This window comes from Commensalibacter sp. B14384M2 (assembly GCF_016101865.1).
Lineage (GTDB): Bacteria > Pseudomonadota > Alphaproteobacteria > Acetobacterales > Acetobacteraceae > Commensalibacter > Commensalibacter melissae.
Genome location: NZ_JACFPS010000001.1, coordinates 97,489 through 115,002, shown reverse-complemented (window position 1 = coordinate 115,002; position 17,514 = coordinate 97,489). Strand labels below are relative to the sequence as shown.

General features: G+C 38.2%; 15 protein-coding genes. 5 read left to right on the top strand and 10 right to left on the bottom strand.

Annotation, left to right across the window (positions count from 1 at the left end; translation table 11 throughout):
* Window positions 1–61: 61 nt before the first annotated feature.
* Window positions 62–1,606 (bottom strand): hypothetical protein, encoded by a 1,545-nt coding sequence (locus tag H3R33_RS00530; protein WP_198184505.1) that lies wholly within the window; start codon window positions 1,604–1,606, stop codon window positions 62–64.
* 279 nt (window positions 1,607–1,885) lie between these two features.
* Here H3R33_RS00530 and H3R33_RS00525 point away from each other — a divergent pair, with 279 nt between their 5' ends.
* Window positions 1,886–4,975 (top strand): glycosyltransferase, encoded by a 3,090-nt coding sequence (locus H3R33_RS00525; protein WP_198184504.1) that lies wholly within the window; start codon window positions 1,886–1,888, stop codon window positions 4,973–4,975.
* A gap of 205 nt (window positions 4,976–5,180) precedes the next feature.
* Window positions 5,181–6,251 (top strand): TIGR04086 family membrane protein, encoded by a 1,071-nt coding sequence (locus tag H3R33_RS00520; RefSeq protein WP_122123974.1) that lies wholly within the window; start codon window positions 5,181–5,183, stop codon window positions 6,249–6,251.
* A 91-nt stretch (window positions 6,252–6,342) separates the two neighbouring features.
* Here H3R33_RS00520 and H3R33_RS00515 read toward each other — a convergent pair whose 3' ends face one another.
* The 6 genes from H3R33_RS00515 to H3R33_RS00490 form a co-directional block, all read right to left on the bottom strand.
* Entirely contained in the window at window positions 6,343–8,376 is a 2,034-nt protein-coding gene (locus H3R33_RS00515) for an NAD(+) synthase (RefSeq protein WP_198184503.1), read from the bottom strand.
* A 34-nt stretch (window positions 8,377–8,410) separates the two neighbouring features.
* Window positions 8,411–8,932 carry a disulfide bond formation protein B gene (locus H3R33_RS00510; RefSeq protein ID WP_347401044.1) on the bottom strand — a complete coding sequence of 174 codons (522 nt, stop codon included), beginning with the start codon at window positions 8,930–8,932 and terminating at the stop codon, window positions 8,411–8,413.
* Between the two features lie 88 nt (window positions 8,933–9,020).
* Window positions 9,021–9,548: a DUF2155 domain-containing protein gene (locus tag H3R33_RS00505; RefSeq protein WP_155565850.1), complete on the bottom strand. Its 528-nt coding sequence runs from the start codon at window positions 9,546–9,548 to the stop codon at window positions 9,021–9,023.
* Window positions 9,545–9,766, bottom strand: coding sequence for a hypothetical protein (locus H3R33_RS00500; protein WP_198184502.1), 222 nt, complete (start codon window positions 9,764–9,766; stop codon window positions 9,545–9,547). The genes H3R33_RS00505 and H3R33_RS00500 overlap by 4 nt, the downstream gene beginning before the upstream one ends.
* 29 nt (window positions 9,767–9,795) lie before the next feature.
* Entirely contained in the window at window positions 9,796–10,320 is a 525-nt protein-coding gene (gene mlaD / locus H3R33_RS00495; protein WP_232342094.1) for an outer membrane lipid asymmetry maintenance protein MlaD, read from the bottom strand.
* A gap of 24 nt (window positions 10,321–10,344) precedes the next feature.
* Window positions 10,345–10,713: an NADH-ubiquinone oxidoreductase subunit NDUFA12 family protein gene (locus tag H3R33_RS00490; RefSeq protein ID WP_155565853.1), complete on the bottom strand. Its 369-nt coding sequence runs from the start codon at window positions 10,711–10,713 to the stop codon at window positions 10,345–10,347.
* Between the two features lie 305 nt (window positions 10,714–11,018).
* Here H3R33_RS00490 and H3R33_RS00485 point away from each other — a divergent pair, with 305 nt between their 5' ends.
* Window positions 11,019–12,578: a vitamin B12-dependent ribonucleotide reductase gene (locus tag H3R33_RS00485; protein WP_198184500.1), complete on the top strand. Its 1,560-nt coding sequence runs from the start codon at window positions 11,019–11,021 to the stop codon at window positions 12,576–12,578.
* 14 nt (window positions 12,579–12,592) lie between these two features.
* A complete protein-coding gene (locus tag H3R33_RS00480) occupies window positions 12,593–13,054 on the top strand; it encodes a RidA family protein (protein ID WP_198184499.1) in 462 nt (153 codons plus the stop codon).
* A 399-nt stretch (window positions 13,055–13,453) separates the two neighbouring features.
* Here the strand turns inward: H3R33_RS00480 and H3R33_RS00475 are convergent, their stop codons facing one another.
* The 3 genes from H3R33_RS00475 to H3R33_RS00465 all read right to left on the bottom strand — a co-directional run bounded on the left by H3R33_RS00475 (window position 13,454) and on the right by H3R33_RS00465 (window position 16,545).
* Complete coding sequence (locus H3R33_RS00475; protein ID WP_198184498.1) at window positions 13,454–13,696, bottom strand: hypothetical protein; 243 nt, start codon at window positions 13,694–13,696, stop codon at window positions 13,454–13,456.
* A 124-nt stretch (window positions 13,697–13,820) separates the two neighbouring features.
* Window positions 13,821–14,849, bottom strand: coding sequence for a recombinase RecA (recA, locus tag H3R33_RS00470; RefSeq protein ID WP_110438496.1), 1,029 nt, complete (start codon window positions 14,847–14,849; stop codon window positions 13,821–13,823).
* A gap of 172 nt (window positions 14,850–15,021) precedes the next feature.
* The gene (locus tag H3R33_RS00465) at window positions 15,022–16,545 is read right to left on the bottom strand and encodes a gamma-glutamyltransferase (protein ID WP_347401045.1); all 1,524 of its coding nucleotides are present in this window, start codon (window positions 16,543–16,545) and stop codon (window positions 15,022–15,024) included.
* Between the two features lie 179 nt (window positions 16,546–16,724).
* Between H3R33_RS00465 and H3R33_RS00460 the strand changes: the two genes are divergently transcribed.
* Window positions 16,725–17,489 (top strand): DsbA family protein, encoded by a 765-nt coding sequence (locus tag H3R33_RS00460; protein ID WP_198184497.1) that lies wholly within the window; start codon window positions 16,725–16,727, stop codon window positions 17,487–17,489.
* The last annotated feature ends 25 nt before the right edge of the window (window positions 17,490–17,514 follow it).

Genomic DNA, 17,514 nt, shown 5'->3' with positions numbered 1-17,514 from the left:
AAAAGCTTACTATTTATAAAATAGCAAGCTTTTCGAAAAGACCAAATATAGATCTAGTCTTTTATTTTTTTACTGGATCATTGATATAAGTAAACTGTGTTCCTTTAAGATCCTTAACTGAAACACCTTGCAGAATCAATTGATGGTTACCAAGATCAAGAACAGCATTTCCTTTATCATCCTGATGTGCATTCTGAAGAATACGATCAACATCACTTCTATTAAATCCGTAGTTGAGGAATTCAACCATATTATTTTTGGATTTGGAGAAGTCGGTAATTAATGTCTTACCACCCTGATCTGTATCTTTAGTAAAGATAAACAAGTTGTTACCTTCACCACCGGTCAATGTATTTGAGCCAACACCACCAACCAGAGTATCATTACCAGCACCACCAACACCGAGTAGTTGCGTTGTAGCACCCTTGGTTGAATCAGAGTAAATCAAGAGATTCGAAGAAGATGTCGAACCATCCAATGTCTGGTTTCCACCACCACCAGCGACAAGTAGAACTGGATTATTTGGATCATTAACATCTTTTGCTGTCAGGTGGAAGTTTAACCCATCCGCACCAAATATTTGAGTTTGTGTAGTTATATTCTGCCCACCAGTTAGGGTAACATTCGTATTGCCTGTACCATTGAAGAACTTGAAACTACCATTGATATTGAATGTGTTGTTAACACCATGAATTACATCAAAATTATCCGTAGAAGCTGTAATCGTGTTGTTTTGACCACCCAAAAATTCGTTACGGTTATGATTGTTATTATGACCATCATTAGAAGCGGCATTGAATGTAACATTACCTGCGTTACCACCAATAACGGTACTGCCACCCCCAACAGTGATAACGTTATTGCTACTTACATCATTGATAAGACTGTTGTCACCAATATTGATCAATGAATGACCGCCACGAATGGTAATTGAGTTAAAACCACCATTAGGCGCGGTAATTGTATCCTGTCCGTCCGAAGTAACCTGGTTATTACCTGTTCCCAAGGTTATCTTATTCTTGCCGGCACCCGCATTTATGACATTATTTCCTGAACCGGAGGCAATGGTATCATCTCCATCACCGGTTGCTATTTGCCATCTACCCCCCTCTTGATCGTTACCGATAAAATTGATTGGATGATCCTTGGAGCCGCCAGCAAATTGTCCACTTTCCTTGCCCGCCTTATAAGTGACTTGAGCATCAATCCCCGCCAATACACGAACGTACTGATTGGCACTCATTGCCGAATTTACCGTTACAGGTTCATTTAGGAAACTGAAGTTACTTGCATCAAATTTATCATTGGCATCAAGTTTCTGTCCGTCCTTGATTAGCGTACCAACGGTAATGAAATTAACGCCATCCTTAACGTTATAAACACCTCCGTTCCTGATAACGCCGTCAAATAAAAGATTTGATCGTGATGCTAATGGAGAAATATCATCCCCATTATAAAAATTAGCAACATCAATATCTCTGTCAGTTTTATAATAATGATTTACAATATCATCTCTAATTTGATTAGCCAGTGCTAAGGCCTGAGAACCATCTACAGTCACAGCTATAGAAGAATCTGAACCACCTGGAACCGTTATAATTGCCATCTCTACTTTACTCTAAAATATCCAAATTATTATAATTTATCAAAATTAATTCTACTTTGTTAAAAAAGTAAAATATTACTTAAAAATTGTCAAATTTATTTTTTACTTGCAACATTGTATGTTGTAACAAAACACTAATGTTAAATCAAACTTAAAAACAAATCGTTTATTCAATTTTATGATAGGATTATGACCTTAAAATCATACTTTGTATACTTCATATATACGATATTATTATAACATAATTCATATAGTTAATCAATTCCAGGCTTATATATCATGATAAAAAATCAACCTTTACAAGAAAAAGAGACGAGTTCTTTAAAAGATCTCTTAAAAAACGATAATGAGAATCTGTTTTTTCATACTCCCTTTCTAAAAAATGAAATTCATCACCATTATTCTGTTCTCGTATGGTTGATAACAAACCTAAAACCAAAAAAAATTGCAATATTTGATAATGATATTGAAAGAATCCTTCATAAAAATATATGCGAAATTATTGATAGTTTTGAACTATCCAGTCAATGTTTCAGTGAAAAACAAAAGAAAGAAAGCCCCTATTCATATCCGAACACCTTGCTACCCATCAAACCTGATATTTCCGATTACGATTGTATTTTCATCAACAGTCTGAACCAATCCCTTAAAAAAGCACCCATTATAAATTCGCTGTATGAAAAACTTCCTGAGAATACCACGATTGTTATTGATAATATCTTTAGCGATCATTCAATTGCCAAGGAAAACTCCTCAATCATTTCAGCATGGCAGACGCAATATCCCCATTTTGATTTTTATCATTATTCTGGACTGACCATTCTCTACACTGGTACAGCGGTTCCTGTTTCGTTAAAAAATCTCTTTGACCTCAGTAACTCTCCTGTTCTGGCACAACGATTCCAAAAAAAATGTGCTTTTTTTGACCAATATTGGTCGATGTATAACTCATTGGATAAAAAAAACGAAGCATCAACGCCATCTCTATTTCTGGAATCAAAAATTGAACAAAATTTATTGGGCAGAAAACTTCAATATTCTGAAAAGGAAATTGCAAATCAAACACAAAAAATCAGGGAAAAAAACAAGATATTAAAAGATTTAACCAATCAGGTTGCCAAAAATGGATGTAATAAAAAATTAATATCTATTAAAAATTTATATCCAAAAAGTATATCTGAAATAATCTATGGACAATTAAAAAGAAAAACTCCTGTATTCGTCAAAAAATATATCAAAAACAAAATAAAAATGGATATAGATGCTCCTAATTTTATAAATGTAATTAAAAGAAAATTTTATAAGGAAAATAACATTATCGGAAATTCCCCTCAAAGTTCTAATTCTTTACATTCAATGGATAGCCTGAATTACTTTGCCAGGCCTGATTACAATTCCTATAATCCCATAAGAAAAATTCTTTTTGTTGCTGGAGAACCCGATACACCGGGTGTAATTTATCGTTGTTATCGTAATGCCAAAGCTTGCATTATGGCCGGTCATGAAGCTAAGGTTTCAAACGCAGCTGATGTTAGCGTTAACGATATACAATGGGCTGATATCATCATTTTATGGCGTGTTGAGTTTAGCGGTCACATTGATGGAATTCTGAAACTAAGCAAGGAATATAATAAATTAACCGCCTTTGATGTCGACGATATTGTCTTTAAACCCCATTTTGCCCATATTGAGATCATAGATGGTATACGTACCATTGGTACAACCGAGGCAAAAACGGCCCATACATTTCACAACATGCGTCAAACCCTCATGCGTTCAGACTTTGCGATTGCAACTACAAAGGAAATGCGTGAACATATGGCGCAGGAACTTATTCCTAGACATGCCGGCCCATTAGTATATACCCTACCCAATATTTTTGATGATGAATGCGTAAAATTATCACGATTTGCCGCCCGTATTGTTCAAGCAACAAAAAATGATGATTACATCCGGATTGGCTATGCAAGCGGCACCCGAACACATCAGCGTGATTTTGCCCTTGTCATACCTGCACTCATTTCAATTTTTCAACAACGTTCCAATGTACGCCTTGTTTTATTCAGGGAACCCGTAAACCACCGTCCCATTTTGCATATGAATGAATTTCCGGAACTGAAAAATTATGAAAATTTCATCGAGTGGCGCGATACCGTACCTTTAGAAAAACTTCCCCAAGAGTTGGCAAGATTTGATATCTCAATTGCCCCATTGGAAATTGACAATGTTTTCTGCAATGCAAAAAGTGAGCTTAAATATTTTGAAGCTGCATTGGCAAATGTCTGTTCAATCGTTTCACCAACCCAACCCTTGAAACGATGCATTCAACACGGTGTTACTGGATATCTGGCATCTACCGCGAAAGAATGGGAAGAATATTTACTATCGCTTATTGACAATAAAACACTTAGAAAAGAAATGGCGCAAAATGCATATCATGCCGTTTTATGGAATTTCAGTTTGCAACGTCAATCCAAACTTTGCGATACAATGCTTTTAAGTTTGGTTAATGAAAAAGGCGCAGCACAGGCAGCGGAAACTATTATTTCACGCAAAAACTATAACCTTCGCAATTTGCCCGTCATTCCACACAGCAACATTCTTTTTGAACATGATAACTTGCGGGAATCTGAGGTAACGGTTGTCATTACTTCCTATAACTATCAGCAATATATACTGGAGGCACTCGAGTCCGTTTTTATTCAGACATTAAAGGATATTGATTTGATTATTGTTGATGATGGTTCGTCTGACGAATCAATCACCCTAATTCTTGAATGGTCAATAAATCACAAGCATCGATTCAATCGATTGCAAATCCATCAATCAGTAAATAATGTCGGTTTGGGAGGCGCACGAAATATTGGTATTGCAGCCAGTGAAACACTGTATTCCATGCAATTGGATGCGGATAACCGTTTAATGCCTGACACATGTGAAAAATTATTACAGGCCATACAGAATACGAATATTGGTTATGCCTATCCAGAAATACAGCATTTTGGCGCAGGAGAGGCCATTGGAGGGCACGTTCCCTTTAATCCCCTACGCCTCACCGTCGGAAACTATATTGACGCAATGGTTCTTATTGCCAAATGGGCCTGGACTGCAGCTGGTGGATTTTATGTAAAACGGGATGCAATGGGGTGGGAGGATTTTGATATGTGGTGCTCCCTTGCTGAAATGGGTATCAACGGAAAACAGGTAACCAATACTACTGCTGAATATAGGGCACATTTTGCATCAATGACCAATGTACTCACTGAACAAAATACCCACAAACCCAAGGTTGTTTCTCATCTTGAAAATAGACATCCTTGGCTTGACCTGGTTTATCCCGAAATTTCACCCTGGAATAAAAAACAATAATTTCTTAAACTCGTTTAATATTATTAATAAATATTTAGTAAATACATTAAATTACTTATAATATTTTAATATAAAATCACTAAAATAAAATATTACATTTTAGTGATTTTAAAACAACAAATAAAAAAAATAAAATTATTGAATAGATAAGATTTTTATTTACGCTAATATTGTTTTTAATAAATAACTATTAAGGAGCGTAATAATGGATTATCAAAATAATAATATAAATAAAAAAAGAATATGCTGGGGAAGTATTATTGCTGGTATTTTTACAGTTATGGCAGTATTTTTTCTTCTTTTTATTTTGGGAAGCAGCCTGGGTGTTTCAATGCTGTCCCCTAAATCCGATGATATTATTAATGGTGCAGGAACAACAGTTTTAATCTGGACTGTGGTTTCAATTATCCTCAGCCTTGCATGTGGTGCTTTTGTGACTGGACGCTTGGCTGGCGTAAATGGCCTCATTCATGGATTTCTTGTTTGGGCCACCTCGCTTATTTTATCCATTATTATTGGATGCATGATTTTAAGTTCCATCCTTACCATGATCGGGGGAACAATCGGAACAGTGACCTCATCTACAGGTTCCCTATTAAGCGGCATTGGTTCTGCATCCCAAAATGGTATTTCAGGAATTTTTGATCTTAGCAAAAACACTCTGAAAAATTTTGATTTTAAATCAAATGCGAATAATCAACAACTTAATCAAAATGTGATAGAGGCTTTGAAAAAAAGCGATATTCCAGCTTTACATCCAGACTATCTATCCTCACAATTTAAGGAGGTTAAAAAAGAAGCCAAAAATGCTATCAAGGAAATTAGCATCAACCCAAATAATTCCGACAAGATTCTTTCTGATTTAATAAGCCATCTCAAAACCCGTACCGAAAACATCTATCAGTCCATTGATCGTAATGATGTAGAAAAAGCTATTGCCAATAATACTAATTTAACTTCTAAAGAGGCAGAACGTTCGGTTGACAATATTATTGCCATGCATAACCAGGCAGTACAAGAAGCAAACAATAAATTGAATGATTTGCAAAACAATCTTCAGGAAGCAAAAGAACAATTAAACACATGGAAAGAACAGGCTAAAGAAAAAGCGGATATGACTGTCAAAGCCATCGCACGTCTTTCATTCTGGTCTTTTATCGCCTTGCTAGTTGGTGCACTGGTTAGTACCGCTTGTGGATTATTGGGGCAAAGAACCGTTTGCAGAAAACTAGAAAATCAAACTACTGATAATGAGCATCATAATTATAATCACTAAATAACAATATCGCTTATCTTTAAAAAATAACCAAAAAACTAGTATTTCCAAAAATACTAGTTTTTTTTCTTTTTAAACCTTTTGAACAAAATCAATCGAAAGGAACATTTTCAAGTTCTCTTAACCATATATTCGCATTTCCATCTGAAGGGGCACGCCAATCTCCCCGTGGAGAAAGACTTCCTCCTGCAAGAATCTTGGGACCATTTGGCATGGCTGATCGTTTGAATTGGCTAAAAGCAAAAAACCGTTTAATGAATATTTCCAGCCAATGCCTAATTTCACATAAATTATAATCGGTTTTTTTTGTATCAGGATAACCTACAGGCCAGCTCCCCTTACGTGAATTTGACCATATATGATAGGCCAAAAAAGCAATTTTTGAAGGTTTTAGACCATATCTTAGAAAATAATATAAATTAAAATCTTGCAATGCGTATGGTCCAATTATCGATTCAGTACTTTGAATGGATTTTGCATCTTTTGCAGGAATGAGTTCTGGCGAGATTTCAGTATTCAAGATTTCCTGCAAAACCCTGCCAGTTTCCTCTGAAAAAAATCTGGATTGAACAACCCATCGTATCAAATGTTGAATTAATGTTTTGGGTAACCCAGCATTGACATGATAATGGGACATTTGATCCCCTACGCCATAAGTACACCATCCCAGCGCCAGTTCTGATAGATCCCCGGTCCCAACAACAATACCATTATGCAAATTGGCCAGACGAAACAGATAATCTGTTCTTAATCCCGCCTGGACATTTTCAAAGGTGATATCGTATACAGGCTTATTTTCTGCATAAGGATGTCCTATATCTTTTAACATTTGTCTGGCTGTATCAGTAATATCCAAGCATTCCCAATGAATACCAAGGCTTTTCATCAATGATTCGGCATTATTTTTCGTCTCTTTGCCTGTTCCGAATGCCGGCATTGTATACCCATAAATAGACTGTCGATCCATTTCGAGATCGTCAGCAGCCTGTACAGCAACCAGCAAAGCCTGTGTCGAATCAAGTCCTCCAGAAACACCAATGATCATTCGCTGGGCTTTGCTGGCTTGAATGCGTTGTTTCAATGCTGAAACCTGAATCATGTAGGCTTCATAACAGTCCTGTTCCAACCGATGGACTTCCGAAGGGACAAAGGGAAAACGTTCCAAGGGACGTTGAAGCCCTATGGTGTCATTTGAAGGTTGCAATTTGAATGCAATCAAACGATAAGGTGAGTGTTTTGCATAGTACTGATGAAATGTTCCGCGTTGCAACCGTTCCTGACGTATCAAATCAAGATCAATATCTGCATATAGAAAATTATCGCCTTTTGGAAAACGTTCTGTTTGCGCCAGAAGTTCACCATTTTCAAAAATTGACAATTGTCCGTCCCAGGCAAGATCGGTTGTAGATTCACCATTTCCTGCAGCAGTATATAGATAAGCGCAAATTCCACGTGAGGATTGCGTTTGACACAACAAAGAACGCTGATCCGCTTTACCTACAGTTATGTTACTTGCCGAAAGATTGGCAATCACGGTGGCACCAGCCATACAGGCATAACTACTTGGGGGAATTGGTACCCACAAATCCTCACAAATCTCCGTCCCTATAAGCAAATCGGGATAATCCTCTGCTTTAAAAAGCAGATCAACACCAAAAGGAACGTTCTGTTTGTTAAAAACTATGGACTCATTGACAATCAATTGCCCATCAACAAATTGTCTGGCCTCATAAAATTCCCGGTAACCAGGTAAATAGGATTTGGGAACAATTCCCAGAATCTTACCTTTATGAATAACAACCGCACAATTATACAAAGCACCCTTAAAAACAACAGGAGCTCCAAATATGAGAACAGGCATAAGGGATTGGCTTGCATCACATATCAGTTCAATAGTTTCCTTAACAGCATTTGACAGGCTGTCCTGTAACCTGAGATCCTCAATTGAATATCCCGTCAGAGACAATTCAGGAAAAACACAAAGTGCAACGCATTCCCGATGGGCCTTTAAAGCCAGTTGAATTATTTTCTCGCTGTTCGAATAAGGATCTGCCAAACAGACTGTAAAATTGCATAATCCCACCCGGGCAAGGTTATGTTCATACAACGAGTAAAAATTTTTCAAGAAGAATCTCACATACTAAATATAATTTAAGGATCTAGAAATATATTCTACGATTATGTCTTTCTTCAACCAACCGCCAAATCAATATAGCAAATAAAAAGAGGGAATATAATCCGTTTACCATTGTCAAAGAAACTGGCAGCCAAGAAAAAGGATAAGAGGCGACATCACAGGGTTTGCCTGGACGATCCGGCATAGCGCCAAGCCGATCGGCAAGATTGTCCGTTGCGACAAGATTGGCGCTACACTCAGGTAACGGACTTGCCCACCATCCCTGTTCCACCCCAATATGTAAACAGGAAATGCCAATACTCATTAACAAAACCATAAATCCAACCCATAAAATCAAGGTCAAATATCGTGTTGGAATAAAAATACCCAAAATACCCAAAATAATCAGAAAACGATATGGCCATCTTTCCAATAAACATAAACCACAGGGAACCATATGCAAAACATGCTGTAAAAACCACGCTGCACCAATAGCGAATGCGCCTGCCAATATAAAGAAAATTGCGGTAATCGTTTTCATATAATATTTATTATAATTGGTCACGACTGATACCTAGACTGGTTTACACATGAATGATGAATGGTTAAATATGAAATAGACTTTATAAAAAAGCGAGTTTACCATATTTTTTTTAATGTTGCGATTGCAAAGACTTCTCTAACGAATTTTCAATTGATTCTGAAGATTGCTCAACAGGATGCTGTATATTTTTTTCATCTTTTTTTTGAACCTTTTGGGAATCATTCATTGAATTACCCGCACAGCCAACAACACTTATATTATATAGAGGATGCTCAAAAACAGCTATTCCAGGTTCAGATAAAAACATCCATGAGGCAAAATGAATAGATGTTAATTTTGTGTCTGTTACTTGAAGAAATGCGGCACTATCAAAAGGTGTTGAGGGAGGACGTATTACACAATTAAGAGCCTCGATTGTCAGGGTCTGGTATCGCACTGATTGTCCAACCGGTATATTTAAAATTTCAGTATGGGCTTCAAGTTTATTCAAAATTCGAACAACAGCTTCGGATTGTCTTATCCACTGTTCAGCAACATTGGGATTTTGTTTTGCTGATTTACTGGTTTCAGCCAAACTGTTTGAAATATTACCTATTCCCAGTATGACAACAGCTAAACAGCAAAAATATTTTTTCATTTTACCGGACTCCGTAATTGATCAACCATATCTTTTAGAAAATCCCGCATGAATTCCTCATCCACTCCAATCAGCAATGCGTCCTCAAATACATCCTGCATATATTGTGTTAACTCGGTTTTGTTTTCTTCCAGAATTTTTAATTTTTCTTTGCAGGTTACAGGTTTTCCATTAGATTGAGGCCAGTTTAATGAAGATGTTTGAACTTCTGCTTTCATCTTAACCAACCCTTAAATTCTTAAACTAGTCAATGTAATTCATTATTATGGAATTGATCAGCAGAATTGTCCGCCTTTTTCTTTTCATTCTTACTCATATTATCTGTAACAGAGAAAATAAATTTGCTTAAAAGCTGTTGCAAACTGATAGCCCCTTGGGTATGGGTCAGAAACTGACCAGGTTTAAGAACCGTTTCATCACCACCTGGAGAAAGATCAATATATTTTCCACCTAGCAGACTATCACTTGTAATAATTGCCGCCGTATCAACTGGTAATTTTACATCTGGCCGAACCGTAAAAGTTACAACCGCATTAAATCTTTTTGGCTCAACTTTTTCCTGAATAACTTGACCTACACTCACCCCTGCCAATTTTACGTCTGAACCGACTTCCAGCCCGTCAATCTGGCTAAACGATGCGCATAACGGATATCCCCCAACATTTTTCTGCCCATGTCCAATAATGGCCATGATAACAGCAACAACAAAAACAACCAACACTATCAAACCTGTGACAAGTTCAATTATTTGCTGTGTTTTTTGAGAGGGCATCAATACCATGAACTATCTTTTCAACTAAGCCTCAGGAACCCAGCTTTCATAATCACCCGTAGCCTTGGCTCGTTGACCACCGGCATAATCGCTCCCTTGTGGATGATAAGCCTTGGCTGTTCCGGTTAAATTGGAATGATAGGGAATTTGCCAGGGATGACGCTTTGATACCGGAACTGGTGCATCCGCCTCATAATGTAGCCAGACCCACCACTCTGGGGGAACTGCGGAGGGATCATCACCTTTTTTATAAATAACCCACCGCTCACGACGACGTTCACCTCCGCCAAGACGGTTTAGTTTGCGAGATTCATAATAGGAACGTCCATCAGAATCTTTCCCGACCAAACGTCCTTTTAAAAGTGTGTGTAAACGCGTTCCAAGTGTTGTCATAATATAATTCAAACAAAATAATTATGTAGTATCTTTATCAAATAACTTCTAACAACCATATACCTTTTTTCCATAAAAATCACAAAAAAAATTAAATTGGATTCTAATTAAAGCGAATAATCAAAAGATTACATCCTAAGATAAATAAAAAGTTGAAAACAAACTAAACCGGAATTTTATCCACAATATCCACTGAATACAGATACCTGTATAACTTTTTACCTATTTATTCAGCTTATCGACATTCCAAAAAAAATGTAAACTTGATTATTATGAACACAAGACATATTTGGAATGGCGTCAGGATGCGTAATCTGCAAGCCGCGATTGATCCCGACGCATCTCTTTATTCAGTAACCATGCCCGCTCGATGGGAGGATCAAACTGCAACAGCGATCCTACAGTTATGCTCATCCTATCAACTGGAATCCTCCTCTGTTAAAACAGATCAAATCACTGCCAACTGGTTACTGCCTCTTTGTGATCATGCGGCAAATGCAGGGATCAAAAATTGGACAGTTTCTGACTGGGAAACAATTCTGCTAAACCAACAGGCCTGTCCCAATCAACGTATTTGGCAAAATGACAACAGTCAAAAGCCTGCCTTTACCATAAATTTGGCTGCCTTTGCGTCAACTGAAACAGGATTTGACGCTCATTCTTATCGGAAAGTTCTGCAAATTGTTATCGATAGTATCCGTATTCTCTATAAGCAACAGTTCAATTTCATTAACAGTGAACTTCCCTTTCCAGATTTGCAGATTTCCCCAAAGCAAAAGCCTGTAGATTCTGAAAATGCAGAATCATATCACAATATTGCCGGAACAGTTTATCTTACCAATTTAGATGCCTGTCTTGCACAACTCGGTCTGGAATATGACAGTATCCAAGGACGGGATGTGGCTTGTTGCCTTACCTGTTTTGCAACCTTACTCTCAACTGCAGGTTGTGGATCTGATTATCTTCCCTTGTCACCAGACTGGAATGCATTACCAGAATTAACTACCCTTGCCAAAGAAATATGGAGTCTTGCCTCTGAGGAAAAAACTTTGCCTCTGCCCAGGATAGAAACCAGCTTCTCAATTCCCGGACCTGAAGATCTATTTCTAGGATCAGAAGCATGTGGACTGGCCCCCATATTTTCCCCTGTTACCGAAGACGGACATCTGGCAATAAGTACTATTGCGCGAATGGCAAAACAAAAACTAACTCCTGAAAGTGCACTGGCTGCAACCCTATCGGGAAATTTGATACTTCAACCCCCTTCTCATCAGGCGCATTGCGCAATGCATCAGGCATTGATCGGTTTTACAACTTCAATGCCCCCCCGTCCCCATCCAATGGAATATCCCCTCGCTTCAAAAACCATATTACCCCGGGGAATTCGAGAACCTCTTCCACCACGTCACAAAGGAATTACACAAAAAGCGAGTATTGCTGGACGTGGATTGTTTTTGCGTACAGGTGAATACGAGGATGGCAAGCTTGGTGAGATATCGATTACGCCTTTAAAAGAAAATGCCATGGTTAAAGGTTTGTTAGACAGCCTTGGCCAGGCTGTCAGTATTGGTTTGCAATATGGGGTTCCTTTAAAGGAATTCGTTTCCGCATTTGCCTATAGCCACTTCGGCATTGCCGGAACCGTTGAAGGGGATCCAGGAGCGATTTACGCGACCTCGTTTCTGGATTATAGCTTCCGGCTATTATCAGATGTTTATTTAAACCAGCCTTTACCTGACGCACCTAATAATTTACAGTCTGATGAGGAAAAACTCCCCATGCTGCCTTTGGATCTACCGGAGGAAGAAATGAATCAATCTCACTTTTCCCCACGGAAACATTCAAAATTCAAACTTGTAAGCTGAGAAAGGATCAAGACATGTCATCTATTGAGGAACGCATTGCCAAACTTGGAATTCAACTTCCTACCCCGACAGCCCCTGTTGCAAATTATCTTCCTGCAATCAAAACCAATAATTCCCTGATTATTTCTGGTCAACTTCCTTTTATAGACGGGAAACTTTTTACAACCGGGAAATTGGGCGCGACCATTGACCTTAAAACTGGGCAACAAGCAGCCCGCTATTGCATGATCAATATTTTGGCACAGGCCAAGGCTGCTATTGGACAGTTAAATGAAATCAGCAAATTAATCCGCTTGGGGGGGTTCATTGCCAGTATACCGGAATTTACCCAGCAGGCTGTTGTCATGAATGGAGCATCAGATCTAGCTGTAGAAATTTTTGGAGACAAAGGACGACATGCACGTTCTGCCTTTGGTGTAGCATGTTTACCAATGGATGCCTGTGTTGAGGTTGAAGCTTGGTTTGAATTGAAATAAATCTATTCTGCCAGTTGATCTATACGAGTATAATAGTTGATTATACTCTGTATATATATCTGGTATGCATTTAAATATATTATTCAGAGTTTCTTGCAAGTATCATGTTTCTGTTTTATTCTCATCAAACAGGATTGTACCTACATTTAAAATGCAATCAGCATACCGATTTACGGTTATTATCTAACTAAATATCAAAATAACTTTTTATATCTCGACATACAACTGTTTTAGATCTACAACTTGCTGAGAGATTACCTTTTTAATATCGAAACAATTCATTATTCATTTTATCAGGTGCATCTAAATTTGTAAAAAATCTATATACCCTGCCATTTGCAAGAATGACTATACGAGCTTCCGTTACTGAAAAATACCGTGAATTTGTGAGGCCTGTATTTATATTAAGATCATCGCCAATGTTTTACATACAATTAAAATTTGATTTTTTTTATCTTTTAAGATCGCAAAATCCATCTTTTCGTCCATTTTAATACCGTATCTACAATTATATTCCTGCATAACCCCAAGATGACTGAATACGTCATGCTCCAGAATCATCTGGGCAAAGGGAAGGATAAAAAAGTTTTTAGCGAGTTCTTCTGTCTGCGTTAATAAACCCTGCCACTTAATTTTATTCACATTCCATTTTTAATTTTCTCCATTTATATTATTTGAATGCAACAATTTAATAATCATAAACTATTAAATTTATCAATTTCTATACAACAAATTAATAAATGAAGAAAATTAATAACTAGCTATCTCACAAATCATCAGTCCCAATAGCCATATCATCCATCGAGCCTTCACCAATAATACCAGAATGCTCACGAATACGTTGCTCAATAACCTGACTTATCTCCGGATGCTCTCGCAAGAACTGCTTTACATTTTCCCGGCCCTGACCAATACGCTGACTGTCATAAGAAAACCATGAACCCGCTTTTTCAATAATCCCTGCTTTTACACCCAGATCTATCAATTCTCCCATCTTACTAATTCCTTCTCCATACATAATGTCGAATTCAACCTGCTTGAAAGGAGGAGCCATTTTATTTTTAACCACCTTAATTCGCGTCTGGTTTCCTGTGATTTCATCTTTTTCCTTCACCTGACCGATACGACGAATATCCATACGTACAGAAGAATAGAACTTCAATGCATTTCCGCCTGTAGTTGTTTCTGGTGATCCAAACATAACACCAATCTTTTGACGAATTTGATTGAGGAAAATCAGACAGGTATTGGAACGAGAAACAGATCCGGTCAATTTTCTTAAGGCCTGGCTCATCAAACGGGCATGTAATCCAACATGATTGTCCCCCATATCCCCTTCCAACTCTGCACGGGGAACCAATGCCGCCACACTGTCCACTACCAAGACATCAATAGCGCCAGAACGAACCAAAGTATCCGCAATTTCCAATGCCTGCTCCCCGGCATCAGGTTGAGAGATGAGCAAATTATCAATATCAACGCCGAGCTTACGCGCATAAATGGGATCAAGGGCATGTTCGGCATCCAAAAATGCACATGTACCACCCTTTTTTTGAGCCTCGGCTATAATATGCAACGCCATTGTTGTTTTCCCGGAACTTTCTGGACCATAGATTTCAACTATACGTCCACGAGGGACACCACCAATTCCTAAAGCAATATCCAGACCAATCGAGCCTGTTGAAATTGCTTCCACTTGAACGACAGACTGCTCTCCCATCTTCATGATTGAACCTTTACCAAAGGCACGTTCAATCTGAGACAAAGCTCCTTCTAATGCTTTATTCTTGTCCATTATTTTTAGAATTTCCTTATAAATAACGTGGGGACCGTAAATTCTCAAATTAACCCCAGTTAAACATTTATTGCTGCTTTTGAAGATTTTAAAAGATAAAAATACAATATTTACATTTACAATATTGGTATTTTTATCAAAATATCAATGATCCATAACAGCAATAATCATCTTAACGGCTAATTGCCAATCCCATACCGTTTGGATCTGTATAAGCATGACATTGCCTGTCATTTCCTGGCAACCCATCAGAACAATAAACGGCATTTACCCGTCCTTTTGAGCCGCTCGAATTCGGTAATGAAACATCCTTTTCCCGTTTATTTCCTTGTTTGTTCAAAAAAGAATTCATGGTCACGGCAGCCTCTTGCGCTGCATCATTCTGTCCAGAGGCAGAAACTCCTGCAATAAAACGCTGTTTATATGTTGAAATCGATCCCGTTAACAAAGGTGGCGGCAACTGGCGAGGAGACGCAGCCATGACGATACCGGTTGTTCCAGAAATACGTCCTGTACCAAATAAATTATTCATGGTTAAGGCACAAGAAACGGCTCCCCCATCACGATCAACAACTACAAAAGATGTAGATGCTGGCAATGCTGGCAAACTGCCGCTGCCCGCCTTCCCATTATCAAGCCAGTCTTGAGCTTTTTTTGTCATTCCTTCGATGGATGACTTCAAATAAGTAGAACTGTTTTCTGCACGCCATTTTGCTACTGTACCCTGGGCAACATTATCCCTATTTTGTCCATTATGCATCGCCATTGCCATACCCAGACCTCCATCTGCAGGAGGAGATAAAAAATATGTAATATTTTGTCCTTGTGTCAAAGACAAAGCTGAGGTTTGAACAGGCAGGGCATTTCTAAAGTCCTCGTTATACAGACCACCCCCAGCAATCTGGGATCCCAAGGCATAACTTCTTGCAAGAGAACCAATATAAAGATCTGCAATACCTGCACTAATCAATCGGTCATAAATAATCTTTAAACGAGGCTGATATAGAATATCCCCAGCCTTAAGAGGAAGTCCATTTGCATTTGTAAATGCTCTCTGCATGGCAGAATCTTCAAATAAGGGCTGCTGAACAGCTGCCAGATCACTCGCCAACGTGTCAGAAACGGGAGCACCATTTCCTGCCAAATTACCAACCAACCGTAAAATATCATTAATATCTGACTTGCCGTAACTTGCCTGTAATAAATATAATCCTCTTGCCATCATTGGAATCGCAGCTGGACGATCATTATTACTGGAAGGTTTTCTTCCTGCCTGAGGAAGGAAAATAATTGACTGTGCCGGCTGTCCGGGATGATACGCCAGACATGCTCCACCTCCTCCCAGCGAGGCACGGGAAGGCAAAGTTACTGTCAATGCCATACCTAGGGCCGTAGCTGCATCAGCCGCATTTCCCCCACGAATCAGGATATCCCGCGCCAACATGGCGGCTTGTGGTTCATCTGCAGCAACGCTCCCAACATATCCTGTTACACGATGATTCAAATTTGCAGATTTTGATAGTTTTTTCTCGTGATGATCCCCACCACATGCCGTTATTGAAAATGCCAAGACCAAACCACAAACAGCCTTCTTAAACAAAACTATCTTTTGCCTTGATCCGTCCCTGAATTTTTGAGTAAATTTTGTTGTCTTTGCCTCAACACGACCTTTTGAAATTTGATAACGTTTTGACACGTGGCAGCGCTCCACTTAAAAAATCAATAATACCATAATAGGGTTCGAAAGTTATATTTAACTCAAATTATCAAGCCATACTCTATCGAGATTCATTTTATATCACAACAATTACAATTCTGTATAATATTATCCATCCATATGATAAAATCCCAATTTTACCAATCGGAAAACGCTTTATGAAAAAATTATCCTTTTATCCTTTAATGACAGGTTCATTACTCTCTTGTCTTATCTCTTTCCCTGTCATTGGTCATAGTGAAGATCCAGCAGCAACTTTCTCATCCCAACAACGTAAAGAAATCATTTCCATTGTCAGACAGGCTCTAAAAGATGATCCAACCCTATTAGAAACTGGAATTCAAACCCTGATGAAAAAGAAAGAGCAACAACGCGCTTCACTTTCTACCCAGACAATAAAAGAGAAAAAAGGATTACTGTTACGTCAGCTACCCACTGACGGACTGATGGGCGATCCAAACGCAACTACAACCATTACTGAATTTTACGATCCAAATTGTGGATACTGTAAAAAAATGCTGCCTATTTTAATCGATCTGGTCAAAAAACATAAGGATGTCAAGATAATCCTAAAAGTCATTCCCATCCTTTCTGAAAACAGCAAATTGCAGTCTCAGGCCATAATTGCGGCAACTAGACAAAACAATTATGTTGCAATGATGCGTTCCTTGATGACCAGTCAGGAAGATATCAACCTTAATACAATCAAATCTATTGCACAGAAACTTAAACTGAACGCCGATCAATTGGTAATCGATATGAAAGCGGATTCCGTCACCAACGCTTTAAACGGCAACCTTCAATTAACTCATGATCTTGGTATTGAAGGTACTCCAGCCTTGATCATTAATGGTGAACATATCATTCAAGGTGCAACAAGCTATGACAATCTTGAACAAGTTATTGATAAACTTAATAAATAATATCATAGCTAAACTAAAGGCGACC